At 69.6% G+C, this 15,261-nt stretch carries 14 protein-coding genes and 1 pseudogene; 7 read left to right on the plus strand and 8 right to left on the minus strand.

Annotation, left to right across the window (positions count from 1 at the left end):
* Nucleotides 1–86 precede the first annotated feature (86 nt).
* The 6 genes from BYZ73_RS00060 to BYZ73_RS00085 form a co-directional block, all read right to left on the minus strand.
* The gene (locus tag BYZ73_RS00060) at nucleotides 87–1,139 is read right to left on the minus strand and encodes an aldose epimerase family protein (protein ID WP_112314418.1); all 1,053 of its coding nucleotides are present in this window, start codon (nucleotides 1,137–1,139) and stop codon (nucleotides 87–89) included.
* A 256-nt stretch (nucleotides 1,140–1,395) separates the two neighbouring features.
* A complete protein-coding gene (locus BYZ73_RS00065) occupies nucleotides 1,396–2,442 on the minus strand; it encodes an L-idonate 5-dehydrogenase (RefSeq protein ID WP_112314419.1) in 1,047 nt (348 codons plus the stop codon).
* Nucleotides 2,443–2,451: 9 nt separating this feature from the next.
* A complete protein-coding gene (locus BYZ73_RS00070) occupies nucleotides 2,452–3,729 on the minus strand; it encodes a TRAP transporter large permease (RefSeq protein ID WP_108023212.1) in 1,278 nt (425 codons plus the stop codon).
* The gene (locus tag BYZ73_RS00075; RefSeq protein WP_108023214.1) at nucleotides 3,729–4,235 is read right to left on the minus strand and encodes a TRAP transporter small permease; all 507 of its coding nucleotides are present in this window, start codon (nucleotides 4,233–4,235) and stop codon (nucleotides 3,729–3,731) included. The genes BYZ73_RS00070 and BYZ73_RS00075 overlap by 1 nt, the downstream gene beginning before the upstream one ends.
* A 137-nt stretch (nucleotides 4,236–4,372) precedes the next feature.
* Nucleotides 4,373–5,350, minus strand: a complete 978-nt coding sequence (locus tag BYZ73_RS00080) for a TRAP transporter substrate-binding protein (protein WP_112314420.1) — start codon at nucleotides 5,348–5,350, stop codon at nucleotides 4,373–4,375.
* Nucleotides 5,347–6,105: a GntR family transcriptional regulator gene (locus tag BYZ73_RS00085; protein ID WP_108023218.1), complete on the minus strand. Its 759-nt coding sequence runs from the start codon at nucleotides 6,103–6,105 to the stop codon at nucleotides 5,347–5,349. The genes BYZ73_RS00080 and BYZ73_RS00085 overlap by 4 nt, the downstream gene beginning before the upstream one ends.
* Before the next feature lie 103 nt (nucleotides 6,106–6,208).
* Here BYZ73_RS00085 and uxuA point away from each other — a divergent pair, with 103 nt between their 5' ends.
* From uxuA to xylB, 6 genes and pseudogenes are all read left to right on the plus strand, one after another.
* A complete protein-coding gene (uxuA, locus tag BYZ73_RS00090; RefSeq protein WP_112314421.1) occupies nucleotides 6,209–7,417 on the plus strand; it encodes a mannonate dehydratase in 1,209 nt (402 codons plus the stop codon).
* A 360-nt stretch (nucleotides 7,418–7,777) separates the two neighbouring features.
* Nucleotides 7,778–7,984, plus strand: a complete 207-nt coding sequence (locus BYZ73_RS00095) for a hypothetical protein (protein ID WP_112314422.1) — start codon at nucleotides 7,778–7,780, stop codon at nucleotides 7,982–7,984.
* A 45-nt stretch (nucleotides 7,985–8,029) separates the two neighbouring features.
* Complete coding sequence (locus BYZ73_RS22595; protein ID WP_181497919.1) at nucleotides 8,030–8,200, plus strand: hypothetical protein; 171 nt, start codon at nucleotides 8,030–8,032, stop codon at nucleotides 8,198–8,200.
* A 79-nt stretch (nucleotides 8,201–8,279) separates the two neighbouring features.
* A pseudogene (locus tag BYZ73_RS00100) lies at nucleotides 8,280–8,621 on the plus strand (4Fe-4S binding protein); the annotation flags it as partial.
* Between the two features lie 44 nt (nucleotides 8,622–8,665).
* The gene (locus BYZ73_RS00105) at nucleotides 8,666–9,466 is read left to right on the plus strand and encodes a 4Fe-4S binding protein (RefSeq protein ID WP_146746236.1); all 801 of its coding nucleotides are present in this window, start codon (nucleotides 8,666–8,668) and stop codon (nucleotides 9,464–9,466) included.
* 269 nt (nucleotides 9,467–9,735) lie between these two features.
* Entirely contained in the window at nucleotides 9,736–11,193 is a 1,458-nt protein-coding gene (gene xylB / locus BYZ73_RS00110) for a xylulokinase (protein ID WP_112314425.1), read from the plus strand.
* A 12-nt stretch (nucleotides 11,194–11,205) separates the two neighbouring features.
* On the opposite strand, the gene argE is transcribed toward xylB, so the two are convergent.
* Nucleotides 11,206–12,366: an acetylornithine deacetylase gene (gene argE, locus BYZ73_RS00115; RefSeq protein ID WP_112314426.1), complete on the minus strand. Its 1,161-nt coding sequence runs from the start codon at nucleotides 12,364–12,366 to the stop codon at nucleotides 11,206–11,208.
* Nucleotides 12,366–13,577: a M24 family metallopeptidase gene (locus tag BYZ73_RS00120; protein WP_112314427.1), complete on the minus strand. Its 1,212-nt coding sequence runs from the start codon at nucleotides 13,575–13,577 to the stop codon at nucleotides 12,366–12,368. Before BYZ73_RS00120 ends, argE begins: the two co-directional genes overlap by 1 nt.
* Nucleotides 13,578–13,869: 292 nt before the next feature.
* On the opposite strand from BYZ73_RS00120, the gene BYZ73_RS00125 reads away from it, so the two are divergent.
* Nucleotides 13,870–15,240 (plus strand): aspartate aminotransferase family protein, encoded by a 1,371-nt coding sequence (locus tag BYZ73_RS00125; protein WP_112314428.1) that lies wholly within the window; start codon nucleotides 13,870–13,872, stop codon nucleotides 15,238–15,240.
* Nucleotides 15,241–15,261: the final 21 nt, after the last annotated feature.

The following is a 15,261-nucleotide window of genomic DNA, read 5'->3' on the forward strand; positions in this document are numbered from 1 at the left end:
CGGCGGGGGTCCGGACACTGGCCTGCCGGGCGGAGCCCCCTGATGCGCGGAGGACGGGCACGGGGCGCGCCGGGGTCCGCGCGGTGTCATGGCGGATCTCCTGGGCCGGTGCGGCGGACGTGAAAGCGCGACACCTGCCGATAGACCTCTCCCGGTCGCAGCAGCACGGACGGGAAATCGGGCCGGTTCGGCGCATCCGGCCAGCCCTGGGGTTCCAGCGCGATCCCGGCATGGGCGTCATAGGGCCGCCCCTCGTGCCCCGGCACCGGGGCGGTGGCCAGGCCGCCACCATCGTAGACCTGCAGCCCGGGGGCGGTCGTCGTCACCTCCAGCTCGACGCCCGGGACCGAGAGACGGCAGGCCGGGCGCAGCGCTGCGGCGCTGTCCCCGAGGCAGAAGTTGTGATCGAGCGGCGGCGCCTCGCGCGCCAGCACGGCATCGAGAACCGGGCGCGGCGTGCAAAAGTCGAACCGGGTGCCCGCGACCGGCGCGGGCGGCCCTTGCGGGATCAATGCGTCATCGACGGGCAGATAGCGCGCCGCCGCGACCTGAAGCCGGTGGCGGTCGAGGCTGCCGCTGCCATCGAGGCACCAGTAGCTGTGATGGGCGAGGTTGCAGAAGGTGGGCGCGCCGCTGCGGCCTTCCAGCCGGATTTCCAGCGCCCCCGCTGCATCGACCAGATAGCTTGCCCGAAGATCGAGCGGGCCGGGCAGGCCGCCGGTGCCTTCGGGCAGGGACAGGCTGAGCGTGCAGGCGGCGGGGCTGTCGGCCTCGAGCCGCCAGTTGCGGCTGGCGGTTCCCGCGGTTCCGCCATGCAGCATGCTGCGCCCGGCCTCGTTGCGCTCAAGCGTCAGGATCCGCCCGTCCAGGGGCGCGCGGCCTCCGGCGATCCGGTTCGCGACCGGACCGACGATGGCCCCGAAATAGCGCATCGGTCCCAGATAGGGGGCGAAGGCCTCCGAGCCCAGCACCAGCGCATGGGGCAGGCCCTCGATCCTGAGGTCCATCAGCGAGGCGCCCCAGGTCATGATGCGGGCCCGGGTTCCGGCCTGTCCGATCCAGATCGCGCGCACCGGGCTGCCGTCCGGCGCGCTGGCCAGCCGGTCGATCCTGGGCAGGGTGGGCGTTGCTGTGAACATGCGAAGGGTGCCCCGGACTCGCTGTCGGAACCCTGCGCCGGTCGGTCGCACGCGTTGCGCAGGATTCGCCCCCAAGGGTCCGCGACAATTGCCCCTGACGCAAGAGACTTCTCGCAAAAGTTGCGCGTCGGGGCGCTCTGGGCGAATGAAATGTCCTTTCGAGCCGCCCGTCGGGCGGCTCGGGGGCATCCGGCGCGTCCCGGCTCGGTCCGGCAAGGCCCGGCAAGGATCGTCCGGATGGCCCCCGCGGGTCGGGTCAGGCGGCCTCGAAGCTCAGATGCACCTTGACCGCGCGGCTGCGGTCGCCCGCGGCCTCGAAGGCCTCCTGCGCGTCTTCCAGCGGATAGGTGGCCGTCACCATCGGGCGGACGTCGATCCGGCCCGAGCCGATGGCCGCGACCGCATCGGCGAATTCGGGGTGGAAGCGGTGGGTGCCGCGCACCTGGATCTCCTTGCCGACGATCAGGTTCAGCGGCACCGGGGTCTCGCCCGCGACGCCGACCTGCACGAGGATGCCGCGCGGACGCAGCGTGGCGATGGCCTGGCCGATGGCGGGGGCGGCGGCCGAGCATTCGAAGACCACGTCGAACTGGCCCTTGTCGGCGCCATAGGGCTCCATCGCGGCCGGGTCGCGGGCGATGTTGACGATGCGCGTCGCGCCCATCTGCAGCGCGACCTCAAGCGGCCGGTCCTGCAGGTCGGTCACCACCACCTCGGCGGCGCCGCCTTCGGCCGCCGCGGCCGCGCAAAGCGACCCGATGGGCCCAGCGCCCGTCACCAGCACCGACTTGCCGGTCAGATCGCCCGCGATCCGCCGGGCATGCAGGCAGACCGCCAGCGGCTCGGAACAGGCGGCCTGGGTCAGCGAGATCCCCTCGGCCACTGGCAGGCATTGCTGGGCACCGATCACGATCCGGTCGCGGAACAACCCCTGTTCATGGGGGAAGCGCATGGCCGAGCCGCGAAAGCGCATCTCGAGGCAGTGGTTGAACATGCCTTGCTGGCAGTAAAGGCAGCTGCCGCAGGGGTGCGAGGGGTTCAGTGCCACCATTTGCCCCTCGGCCAGCCCGGTCACGCCAGCGCCCAGCGCGATCACCGTACCCGCCGCCTCGTGGCCCAGCACGATCGGTTCGCGCACCCGGACCGGGCCGAAGCCGCCATCGTGGTAGTAATGCAGATCCGACCCGCAGATCCCGCCCGCGCCGACCGCGACCAGCACCTCGCCGGGGCCGGGACCCTCCAGCGGCAGGGTCTCGATACGGATGTCGTGGGGGGCGTGCAGGCGGCAGACGCGGGTGTCCATGGAAAGCTCCTACGGGATCAGGACGGAAGGCAGCCAGGTCGCGATGGCCGGCACGTAGGACACGAGCAGCAGCACCGCGATATTGGTTGCGAGGAAGGGCAGGATGGCGATCACCACCGGCGTCAGCGGCAGCCGGGCGATGCCCGCGCAGACGAAGAGGCAGACGCCGACGGGCGGAGTGGTCAACCCGATCATCAGGTTCAGGACCGCGAAGGTCGCGAAATGCAGCGGGTCGATGCCGACCGCCTGCGCCAGCGACAGAAGCGGCACGAAGAGGATGATGAGGGCCGCGATGGTCTCCATGAACATGCCGACGAAAAGCAGCAGCAGGTTGATGATGAGGATGACCAGGAACTTGTTGTCGGTGATCGACAGCACGCCCTGGGCGATGGCCTGGGGAATGCGCTCCGACACCAGGATCCAGCCGAAGACATTGGCAAAGCCCACCAGCGCCAGGATGCCGGCCGAGGCGACGGCGCTGTCGACGATCACCTTCGGCACCCGGGCGAGCGGCAGGTCGCGATAGACAAAGCAGCCCACGATCACGGCATAGACGCTGGCCACCACGGCGGTCTCGGTGGGTGTCGCGAGGCCAGAGAGCAGGCCGTAGATGATCAGGAAGGTCATGGCGATGGCCCAGATCGCGCCGCCAAAGCTGCGGGCGACCTCGCCGAAGCCCTGCCAGGGCTGGCGCGGGAAGTTCTTGCGCCGGGCGATGACATAGGCCGTCACCATCATGGCAAGACCCATCAGGATGCCGGGCACGGCGCCCGCGAGGAACATCTTGCCGACCGAAATCCCCGACAGCGCGCCGACGATGATCATCGGCACCGAAGGCGGGATGATCGGCCCGACGGTCGACGAGGCGGCGGTGACCGCGGCCGAATAATCGGCCGGATAGCCTGCCTTCTTCATGCCGGGGATCATCACGCCGCCGATCGAGGCGGCATCGGCCACGGCGGTGCCGGTGATGCCGCCGAACAGCATCGAGGCCGCGATATTGGTCAGGCCCAGCCCACCGCGGATCCAGCCGACGAGGGCATTGGCAAAGCGCACGATGCGGTTGGTGATGCCGCCCTGGTTCATCAGGTTGCCCGCCAGGATGAACCCCGGGATCGACAGCAGCACGAATACGTCCATGCCCGCATACATCTTCTGCGGCATGACCACCGGCGGGATGCCCGCCAGCAGCAGATAGCCCAGCGACGACAGCCCCAGCGTGACCGCGACCGGAATGCCGACGACCAGACCGCCGACGAAGATACCGAAAAGAACCCAGACCTCCATCAGATCTCCTCGGCCTTCTCGGGCGTGCCATCCTCGGTGCCGGTCAGCATGCCCAGCACGCGCAGAGCGGCAAAAAGCGCCAGCAGCGCCAGCATCAGGAACACGGTGAGATGCACATAGCTCATGGTCAGCCCCAGCGCGGGCGAGCTTTGCATCCGCCCGATGCTGACGAAGCGCCAGGCATGGGGTAGCAGATAAAGCGCAAGCCCGCCGGTCGCGAGCGCCGAGACCAGCCGCAGCCGCCAGGGCCAGCGCCCGGGCAGAACCTCGCAGACGATGTCGACATTGACCATGTCGCCGGTCCGCAGCGACAGCCCGGCGCCAAAGGCGATCAGGAACAGCAGCGCAAAGCGGGTCAGTTCCTCGGTCCAGACGGGCGAACTGCCTAAGCTGCGGCCGACCACCTGGATCAGCACGGCGCCGATCAGAACGGCGAAGGACAGCCCGACTCCGACCCGGGCAAGGGCGGTGACGGTCGAAATGAAGCGCTCTGTCTTGGTGGGCATGGGGCCTCTGGCTTTCGGGGAAGCCGGCCGGGCCCCTCGGGCGGGTCCGGCCGGTCCAACTCGTTACGGGTCCACTCGTTACGAAACACGAGACCGCGCACGACGCGTGTCAGCGAAGGCGGGTCACAGGACGCGGGTCATTGGCCGAAGATCTCTTCGGCGATGGGGCGGATCTCGTCGCTGACATTGGCCAGAACCGCTTCCTTGGCCTTGGCGGCGAAGGCCGCGTTGTCGACCTCGACGAAGGTCATGCCGTGCTCTTCCAGCCAGGCGCGGTCGTCCGCGAGGCTCTGCTCGAACAGCTCGCGCTCATAGGCCTGGGCGCGCTTGGCGGCTTCCATCACCGCGGCCTGATCCTCGGCCGAAAGCTTGGCCCAGGTCAGTTCCGAAATGGTCAGGTAGATCCAGGACCGCACATGGTCGGTGAGGTTGACGTATTTCTGCACCTCGTTGAAATTCGCCGACCGGATCAGCGCCAGCGGGTTTTCCTGCCCGTCGATGGTGCCGTTCTGCAGCGAGGTGAACACCTCCGAGAAGGCCATCGGCGTCGGCTGGGCGCCGAGCGACTTCCAGACATCGACGAAAAGCGGCACGTTCGGCACCCGCATTTTCAGCCCGTTCAGATCGTCGGGGCTCTTGATCGGGCGGTTCGAGGTCAGCTCGCGCGCGCCGCGGGCGAAATAGGTGATCGGGCGGATCTGGGCGCGTTCGACGATCTGCGCCTCGATCTTCTTGCCGATCTCGCCCGAGGCGACCTCGTCCATGTGCTCGATCGAGCCATAGGCATAGGGCAGGGCCAGAAGGGAGGCCATCGGCGCCCAGTTCTGCAGGCTCTCGCCGGTGATCGTCATGTCGACGGTGCCCAGCTGCATGCCGTTGATCAGGTCGATTTCCTTGCCGAGGCTTTCATTCGGATAGACCTCGACCGCGATCCGCCCGTCGGTCAGCGCCGACAGCTCTTCACCGAATTTCAGCGAGGCCTTGTGCCAGGGATTGTCCTCGTTGGCGAGATGGCCGAGCTTCAGCGTGATCTCCTGCGCCATGGCCGGTGCGGCGGCAAGCCCCGCGATCAGCGCGGCGGCCGCAAGGCCGGGCAGTTTCCAAGCGGTTGTCATGTGGGATCTCCTCCTGTGACGTCGGTAAGGGGGTCTGGCTCGCTCGCGGCGCTTTCGAAGAGGCCGTCGAAAAAACCGGGATTCTCGGCCGCGATGGCGGGCAGGTCGTTCAGGATCTCGCGCAAATGGGCCCGGGTCGCGGCCTCGGCGGCGGCCACGTCGCCTGCGGCGATGCCATCGACGATGGCGGTGTGCTGGGCGATGAGCTTGTCCACCGGAAACCGCCCCAGCGCCAGGAACCGCACCCGGTCCATCTGCGACTTGAGCCCTTCCAGCAGCTTCCACGCGCCGGACTTGCCCGCGCCCTCGGCCAAGGTCCGGTGAAACACCTCGTCCAGCTGGATGAAGTCGCGGGGCGCGGTTTCGACCACGGCGGCCTGCCGGTCGATCTGGGCGCGGAGCCGCGCGATCAGCGCCGGGTCGGGGCGCCGCGCCAGCAGCCGGACGATGTCGGCCTCGATGGCCTCGCGCACGAAGCGCGCGTCCAGCACCGAGGAAATGGCGATGGTGGTCACCAGGCTGCCGCGCTGCGGAAGGATCGACAGCAGCCCCTGTTCGGAAAGCTTGATGAAGGCCTCGCGCACCGGCTGGCGGCTGACCGCGCAGCTGCGGGCGATCTCGGCCTCGGACAGCCGGTCGCCGGGCTTCAGGTCGTTGCGGATGATCCGGAGACGCAGGAAGCGGTGCAACTGCGGGGTGATCGGACGCGCCGGGTCAAGCACGCATCCCACCGCCCTCTCGATGTGCTCGTCCATGATTCGCCTCCCCTCCGGCTCTGGGCTACCATACTGCCATACTAGTCAGCAATCGTCCCGGCTGCTAAACGGAACCCGAAACGCGACTCGGAAAGGCGATGCGATGCGGCAGACGTGGCGGTGGTTCGGCCCCAAGGACCTGGTTTCGATCGACGACGTGCGGCAGGCGGGGGCCGTGGGTGTCGTCTCGGCCTTGCACCATGTGCCGACCGGCGCGGTCTGGACCCCCGACGAAATCGCCCGGCGCCAGGCCGAGATCGCCACCATGAAGGACGGCACGCCTTCGACCCTGACCTGGGACGTGGTCGAAAGCCTGCCCGTTTCCGAGGACATCAAGAAGCAGAAGGGCGACTGGCGCGCCCATATCGACGCCTATCGCGACAGCCTGCGCCACCTCGCCGCCGCGGGCATCGAGGTGATCTGTTACAACTTCATGCCGGTGCTGGACTGGACCCGCACCGATCTGGCGTGGAAGCGGCCCTCGGGCGCGACCTGCATGCGGTTCGATCTGACCGATTTCGCGGCCTTCGACCTGTTCATCCTCGCCCGTCCGGGGGCGACCGACGACTATGACGAGGCCCTGCAGGCGGCGGCCGAGGCGCGCTTCCGCGCCATGTCGGATGCCGACCGCGATCAATTGGCGGGCAATGTGGTCTTCGGCCTGCCGGGTGCCGCCGAACGCTTCACGCTGGAGGATGTGCGCGCGCATTTGGCGGAATACAGCGGCATCTCCGAAGACCGGCTGCGCGGCCACATGATCGACTTCCTCTCGGAAATCGTGCCGCTTGCCGAAGAGCTTGGGCTGAGGCTTTGCTGTCATCCCGACGACCCGCCGGTGCCGCTTCTGGGGCTGCCCCGGATCATGTCGACCGAGGCGCAGTATGAGGCGGTGATGCGCGCCGTCGACAGCCCCGCGAACGGCATCACGCTCTGTTCGGGCTCGCTCGGGGCACGCGCCGACAACGATCTGCCCGGCATGATGGACCGGCTGGGCGACCGGGTGCATTTCCTGCACCTGCGCAACGTCACGCGCGAAACCGGCGCGGTGTTCGGGTCGTTCCACGAGGCCGAGCATCTGGGCGGCCACACCGACATGGTGGCGCTGGTCGAGGCCGCGCTGCGCGAAGAGGCCCGCCGCCGCGCGTCGGGCCGTGCGGACTGGTCGATCCCGTTCCGCCCCGATCACGGGCAGGACATCCTCGACGATCTCGGCCGCCGCGCCCAGCCGGGCTATCCCTCCATCGGCCGGCTGAAGGGGCTGGCGGAACTGCGCGGGATCATCGCGGCCCTCGAACCCCGGATCGCGGTCTGACCCGGCCGGGCGTGGCCAAAGTTGCCAAACCGGCCGGGCTCGGGCAGTCTTGACCCAAGGGCGCGCGGCGGCGCGCCTGCGGCCTGGAATGCACCGAACCCGGAAAGGGGGCAGCGGTGGCACGCGAGGACTCCGGAGAGCCGGCCCGCCGGTCGGCGCTGAAACGCGGGCAGGCAGTCGAGGCGCAGCCCGGGCATGACCCCGCAGCCGTAATCCTCGCGGACCCGGCCGGGGCCGATCCCGAACCGGCGCTCGAGATGCTGACCGAGGCCGATCTGCCCGAGATCGAGACCCTGGGGCCGGGGGCCGATGTCGGCCTTGATGGGGGATCGCAAGAACGGCACCTAACTCATTCCCTCATTGCCACAATTCGAAACCGAAGGGTCGATCAGCGCGTCCAACCGGTCGATCCAGTGGCGCGAGAAGGTGGTCGAGCCGCTCTTCGAGAGCAGGCCCGATCACGTGATCAGGCACATGTTCGCCGAGCCGATGTTCAAGCCTATCGCGGTCGAGAACGGCGCGCCGAGGATCGAGGACATCACCCGCGGGATCAGCCACGGCACCTGAACGATATTCTATACAGTGACTTAGCCAAGGCAGTTGAGGCTTCACATGAAGGGGGGCATGGTGCTGGCCGGATCCCAGGGCGGGCAGATCGCCGTCAAGGCGCGGGTGCCCTGCCACTTCCAGGGGCGGTTCGAGGGCGCGGACATCGCGGCCGGGCTGCTCGAAGGCACCGGCCCGTTCGTGGTCGGCGAGTCCGGCAGCATCGCCTTCAGCTAGGGCTACGACATCGGGACCAACATCCAGGAGAACAAGGTGTCGGTCTGCCGGATCTCGGCGGTGCAAGGGAGAACCACGGATGGCACGCGCGAAATTCCTGTGCGACGCGGAACGCTGCATCGAATGCAACGCCTGCGTGACCGCTTGCAAGAACGCGCACGAGGTGCCCTCGGGCATCAACCACTGCCGGGTCATCACCCTGCAGGACGGCGAGCCGGGCCAGCGGTCGATCCCGGTCGCCTGCATGCATTGTTCCGACGCGCCCTGCATGGCGGTCTGTCCGGTCGACTGCTTCTGCCAGACCGAGGACGGCGTGGTGCTGCAGTCCAAGGAACTGTGCATCGGCTGCGGCCACTGCTTCTACGCCTGTCCCTTCGGCGCGCCCCAATCCCCGCAGGCGGGCAATTTCGATCGCGATGGCGGCCCGGTTCGGCCGCGGCCTGCCCGCGCCGGGGCTTTTCGGCCATGCCGAGGCGCTGGTCGCGCTGGCAGCGAGCCTCGTCGGCATCGATCTTCTGCTGGCGCGGGGCACCGAGCGACGGCCCCGAGGCGCAGGCGGCGCTGACCGCGGCGGTCTGCGAGGGGCTGGGGCTCGGCCCTCGGATGCGGCTTGTCGATCTTGCCGACCCCGACGCGCTGTCGGAGACGCTTGATGCCCATCGCCCGCCGCCCCGCGCCCCCGCGCCGGTGCGGCCGCATGGCGGGCGGCGCGAGGCGGCGCGGCTGGCCGCGCGGGTGCTGGCCGGGCCAGAGCGCCGCGCGGGGCCGCCGATCCCGCTGCCGAAGGGCGCGCCCCATGGCGCGGTGCGGCTCGACCCCGAGGCCTGGGCGCTCTGCCTGTCCCGCGCCGGGCTCTGCCCCTCGGGCGCGCTTGGCGACACCCCCGACCGGTCCGAGCTGCGGGTCCGCGAAGAGGCCTGCCTGCACTGCGGGATCTGCGCGACGGTCTGCCCCGAGGAGGCCATCGCGCTGGTGCCGCAACTCGACCGGCCGGACGCGGCGCTGAGCCTGCGCGTGCTGAAGGCCGAAGACCCTTATGCTTGCATCGAATGCGGCGCGCCCTTCGGGGTGAAAACGACGGTCGGGCGCATCGCCGCCCAGCCGGCCGGCCGCCAGCCGATGGTCAGCGGGTCGGACAAGGCCCGGCCGATCCGGATGGGCGACCGTTGCCGGGTCCGGGTGCAGTTCGACGTCCCCTGCGCGCCCTTCCGCATGGGCGCGCGCCCGCGCACCGCCGCCGACTATCCGCGCGACCCCGAGGACTGAACCCGCCCCGCGACGCCGCACTTGCCTCGCCGTGCGGGCTGTTTGAGAACTTCGGCAAGGGGACGTGTTCGGGGAAGGAACGCGGCCACGGCGAAGGGTCTGACCCGCGCGGTGGCGCTGGAGGTGTTGAAGGCCATCGCTCCGGGCGAGGCCGGGATCGATCTGGTGGCCCGGCATGGCAGCCCCGACCAGATGCGCCGCGCTGGAAAGGCGGGCCGTGGGCCGCTAGGCTGCGCCCGGGACAGGACGCGGCAACGGGGAGGCACGGCATGGGCGGGGCGCTGGGACTGGATCTGGGAACCTCGGGGCTGCGCGCCCTGCTGATCGACGAAGCCGGGCAGCCGGTCGGCGCGGCCGAGCGCGCCTATGGGGTCGCGCATCCCCATCCGGGCTGGTCCGAACAGGACCCGGCCGACTGGATCGCGGCGCTCGAGGCCGTGATGGCCGATCTGGCGGCCCGCTTTCCCGAAGCGATGGCGGGGGTGCGCGGCATCGGCGTCTCGGGGCATATGCACGGCGCCACGCTGCTCGATGCGGCGATGACCCCGATCCGGCCCTGCATCCTCTGGAACGACACCCGCAGCCATGCCGAGGCGGCACGGCTCGACGCGCTGCCCGGCATCCGCGAGACCTCGGGCAATATCGTCTTTCCGGGCTTTACCGCGCCCAAGCTCGACTGGGTGCGCCGCCATGAACCCGAAGCCTTCGCTCGGGTGGCCAAGGTGCTGCTGCCCGCGGCCTTCCTGAACCTTTATCTGACCGGCCGGGCGGTGGCCGACATGTCGGACAGCGCCGGGACCTCGTGGTTCGACACCGGGCGGCGCGACTGGTCGGACGCGCTGCTGGAGGCCGGGCACATGCGCCGCGACCAGATGCCCGATCTGGTCGAGGGCTCGGACCCGGCGGGCACGCTGCGCCCCGAGCTGGCCGCGCGCTGGGGCATCGGCCCCGGCGCCGTCGTGGCAGGCGGTGCGGGCGACAACGCGGCCGCGGCCTGCGGCACCGGCGCGCTGGCCGAAGGGCAGGGCTTCGTGTCGCTCGGGACCTCGGGCGTGCTGCTGGCGGCGCGGGACGGCTACCGGCCCGACCCTGGCAACGCGCTGCATACCTTCTGCCATGCGGTGCCGGGGCGGTGGTACCAGATGGGGGTGATCCTGTCGGCGACCGACAGCCTGAACTGGCTGGCGCGGATCTCGGGCCAGAGCCCGGCCGACCTGACCCGCGCCCTGGGCGAAGATCTGCAGGCGCCGGGGCGGGTGCGGTTTCTGCCGTATCTCTCGGGCGAGCGGACGCCCCATAACGATGCGGCGATCCGGGGCGCCTTCACCGGGCTCGGGGCCGAGACCGGGCTGCCCGACCTGACGCGCGCGGTTCTGGAGGGCGTGGCCTTCGCGCTGCGCGACTGCGCCGAGGCGCTGCGCGGCGCGGGGGCGGATCTGGGTCATCTGCTGGCCATCGGCGGCGGGGCGCGGTCGGACTACTGGCTGCGGCTGATCGCGACGGTCCTGGGCGTGCCCTTGCAGGTGCCCGCCGGGGGCGAGCTTGGCGCCGCCCTCGGCGCCGCGCGTCTGGGCCGGGTGGCGGCCAGCGGCGCCGCGCCCGAAACCGAGATGACCCCGCCCGCCATTGCCCGCACCGTGGCCCCCGAGCCCGCGCTGGCCGACGCCTTCGAGGAGGCCTATCGGGGGTTCCGCGCGGCTTATCCCGGGCTGAAGGCGATCCAGTAAGGCCGACCGTGGTCAGGCGGTCAGGACGCCCGCAAGACCTTCCAGCATCGCCAGGCACTGGGCCAGCTGCTTGCGGCTGACATATTCGTCGGGCTTGTGGGCCTGGGCGATGGACCCGGGGCCGCAGACCGCGGCGGCGCAGCCGAGGCTCTGGAAAAGCCCCGCCTCGGTCGAGAAGGGCACCGCCTCGGCCCGGCTCTGGCCGGTCAGCCCGGCCAGAAGCGCGCGCGCCGTGCTGTGGGGCATCGGCTCGAGCCCGACCACCTCGCCCACCACATGGGTCCGGATATCGGCCTCGGGGGCGACGGCGCGCATCGCGGGCAGAAGCGACGCCACCTCGCGCGCCATGGCGGCCTTGGCATGGGCGATGTCGTCGGCCTGCACGGGCCGCATCTCCCAGGCGATCTCGGCCCGGCCGGGGATCACGTTATGCACATGCCCGCCCGAGATCCGGCCCAGATTGATCGTGGTCCAGGGCGGCTCGAACGGGCTGTCCTCGGGGGCGCGGGCCTTCAGCTCGTCGGCCAGCGCCAGCAGCCGCGCGGCATAGCGCACCGCCGCCTCGGCCGCGTTGACGCCCGCAGGCGGGTTCGACCCGTGGCCCTCGCGGCCGTGAAACTCGACCGTGTACTCGCAGCATCCCTTGTGCGCCTCGACGATGCGCATCTCGGTCGGCTCGCCGACGATGGCGATCCCGGGGCGCAGCTCGCGCGCGGCCAGCTCGGCCACCAGCGCCTGGCCGCCCAGACAGCCGACCTCCTCGTCATGGGTAAAGGCGAAATGCAGCGGCCGTTTCAGGTCGAGCCCGGCATAGACCGGCGCCATGGCCAGGCAGGCGGCGATGAACCCCTTCATGTCGCAGGTGCCGCGCCCGTAAAGCCGCCCGTCGGCCTCGTGCAGGGTGAACGGGTCGGTCGACCAGTCCTGATCGGCGACCGGCACCACGTCGGTATGGCCCGACAGCACGATCCCGCCATCGGTATTGCGCGGCCCCAGCGTCGCGAAGAGGTTCGCCTTGTGCCCGGTCGCGTCGTGGAAAAGGTCCACCCGGGCACCCAGATCGCCCAGAAGCGCGGCCATGTGCACGATCATTTCAAGGTTCGAGTCCGACGAGACGGTGGGAAAGGCCACCAGATCGGCGAGGATCGCGCAGGTGTCGTCAAGCCGGGTCATCACGGTTTCACATAAAGCTTGCGCGGGCGGTTGCACAGGGTCTCGGCCGGGCCGTCCTCGCGGATCAGGATCGATTCGGTGATCTCGAGCCCCCAGTTCTCCATCCAGAGGCCCGGCATGAAATGGAAGGTCATGCCCGGCTCCAGCAGGGTGTCGTCCTCCTCGCGCAGCGAGATCGTCCGCTCGCCCCAGTCGGGCGGATAGCTGAGCCCGACCGGATAGCCGCAGCGCGCGCCGCGCCGGATGCCCGCGCGCTCCAGCGGCGCGGCCAGCGCATTGGCGATGTCGCAGGCGCGGTTGCCGGCCTTCGCGGCCCAAAGCCCGGCCTCGATCCCCTCGATCAGCGCGGCTTCGGCGGCGCGCATGTAGTCGGGCGGCTCGCCCAGGAAGATCGTCCGGCAGAAGGGCGCGTGATAGCGGCGGTAACAGCCCGAGATCTCGAAGAAGGTGGCCTCGCCGCTCTCGAAGGGCCGCCCGTCCCAGGTCAGGTGCGAGGCCGAGGCATCCTTGCCCGAGGGCAGAAGCGGCACGATTGCCGGATAATCGCCCCAGTCGCCATTGCCCGCCAGCGCGTCGCGGTAAAGATCGGCCACCAGCTCGTTCTTGGGCAGGCCCGGCTCGATCCGGTCGAGCACCCCGTCGATCATCCGTTCCGAGATCGAGGCGGCACGGCGCATGAAGTCGAGTTCCTCGCCCGATTTGACCGTGCGCTGCCAGTTCACCAGCGCGGTCGCGTCGACCAGATGCGCCTCGGGCAGAGCATCGCGCAGCGTCACATAGGCCTTGGCCGAGAAATAGTAATTCTCCATCTCGACCCCGATCCGCCGGGCGCCATAGCCCAGATCGCGCAGAAGCTCGGCCAGGTTCTGCATCGGGTGGCGTTCGGTCGATTGCACATAGGCGTCGGAATAATGGGTGATGTGCGCACCCGCCATCCAGACCGTGCGCACCGCGCCGTTCGCGTCCATCTGGCGGCCCCACCACATCGGGTCGGCGTCGTGAAAGACCAGCACGCCCTGATGCACATAGAACGACCAGCCATCATAGCCCGTCAGCCAGGCCATGTTCGAGGGGTCCTCGACAAAGAGGATGTCGATGCCCTTTTCCGCCATCGCCCGGCGCACCAGCCCCAGCCGCCGCCCGTATTCGGGCAGAGAGAAGGGCGCGCGGCCCTCGGCGGCATAGCCGAACTGGACGATTTCTTCGGTCATGGGCGGATGGCTCCTCGCGGCAGGCCGCCGCCGGACGGGCCGGGGCGGAGAGGGGAAGGGGGGCGATGCGCCCGATCAGACAGAAGCCGGTTTTCCCCGTCAAGGGCCGAGCCTTGGCGACCCCCGACAACACCTGACCGACGGCGCGTTCTGCCCCCTTTCCGGGCGGCGGGGTAGAGACCCGGTCCCGCATGGGCTAGGTATGGGGCGAGTGGGGCCGCGCATGCCCCGGACCGAAACGCATCGGCCGGCCGCTTCGGCGGCGCCGGTGCCGGAAGAAAGGACACCGCGTATGCTGAAGAACGACATGCTGGAACAGTGGGACCGGGAGAGCTTTTTCCATCCCTCCACCCATCTGGCGCAGTTCGCGCGCGGCGAGGCTCCGGAACGGGTGATCGCGGGCGGGCAGGGCGTCTTCATCGAGGATCGCGACGGCACCCGGCTCCTGGACGCCTTCGCGGGGCTTTACTGCGTGAATGTGGGCTACGGGCGGACCGAGATCGCCGAGGCCATTGCCGAACAGGCGCGCCAGCTGTCCTACTACCACGCCTATGTGGGGCATGGCACCGAGGCCTCGATCACGCTGGCCAAGATGGTCATGGACCGCGCGCCCGATCACATGTCCAAGGTCTATTTCGGGCTGGGCGGATCGGACGCGAACGAGACCAACATCAAGCTTGTCTGGTATTACAACAACGTGCGCGGCCGGTCCGAAAAGAAGAAGATCATCAGCCGCTGGCGCGGCTATCACGGCTCGGGGCTGATGACGGGCTCGCTGACGGGGCTTGCCGGCTTTCACAACAAGTTCGATCTGCCGCTGGCGCCGATCCTGCATACCGAGGCGCCCTATTACTACCGCCGCCCCGATCTCGACATGACCGAGGCCGATTTCGTCGCCCATTGCGCGGCCGAGCTCGAGGCGCTGATTGAACGTGAAGGCGCTGACACCATCGCGGCCTTCATCGGCGAGCCGGTGCTGGGCACGGGCGGCATCGTGCCGCCGCCCAAGGGCTATTGGGACGCGATCCAGCCGATCCTGCAAAAGCACGACATCCTGCTGATCGTCGATGAGGTCGTCACCGGCTTCGGCCGTCTGGGCGAGATGTTCGGGTCGCTGAAATACGGGCTGAAACCGGATCTCATCACCATCGCCAAGGGCCTGACCTCGGCCTATGCGCCGCTGTCGGGGTCGATCGTGTCGGACCGGATGTGGACGGTTCTGGAACAGGGCACCGACGAATTCGGCCCCATCGGCCATGGCTGGACCTATTCCGCCCATCCCATCGGCGCGGCCGCCGGTGTCGCCAACCTCAAGCTCATTGACGATCTGGGGCTGGTGAAGAACGCGGCCGAAACCGGCGGCTATTTCGTCGCCGCGATGAAGACGGCGCTGAGCGAGCACGCCCATGTCGGCGACATTCGCGGCGAGGGCATGCTGTGCGCGGTCGAGCTGGTCGAGGACAAGGGCTCGCGGACCTTCTACGACCCGCCGGGCAAGGTCGCGGGCGCCGTGGTGGCCGCGATGCTGAAAGAGGGCGTGATCGCCCGGGCCATGCCGCAGGGCGACATTATCGGCTTTGCCCCGCCGCTGTGCCTGACCCGCGACGAGGCCGACCGGGTGGTCGACGTGACCGCGCGCGCCGTCGCCTCGGTCCTGGGCTAGTCCACTTTCGATGCCCGCATC

Source organism: Rhodovulum viride, assembly GCF_003265965.1.
In the GTDB taxonomy this organism is placed as follows: domain Bacteria; phylum Pseudomonadota; class Alphaproteobacteria; order Rhodobacterales; family Rhodobacteraceae; genus Rhodovulum; species Rhodovulum kholense.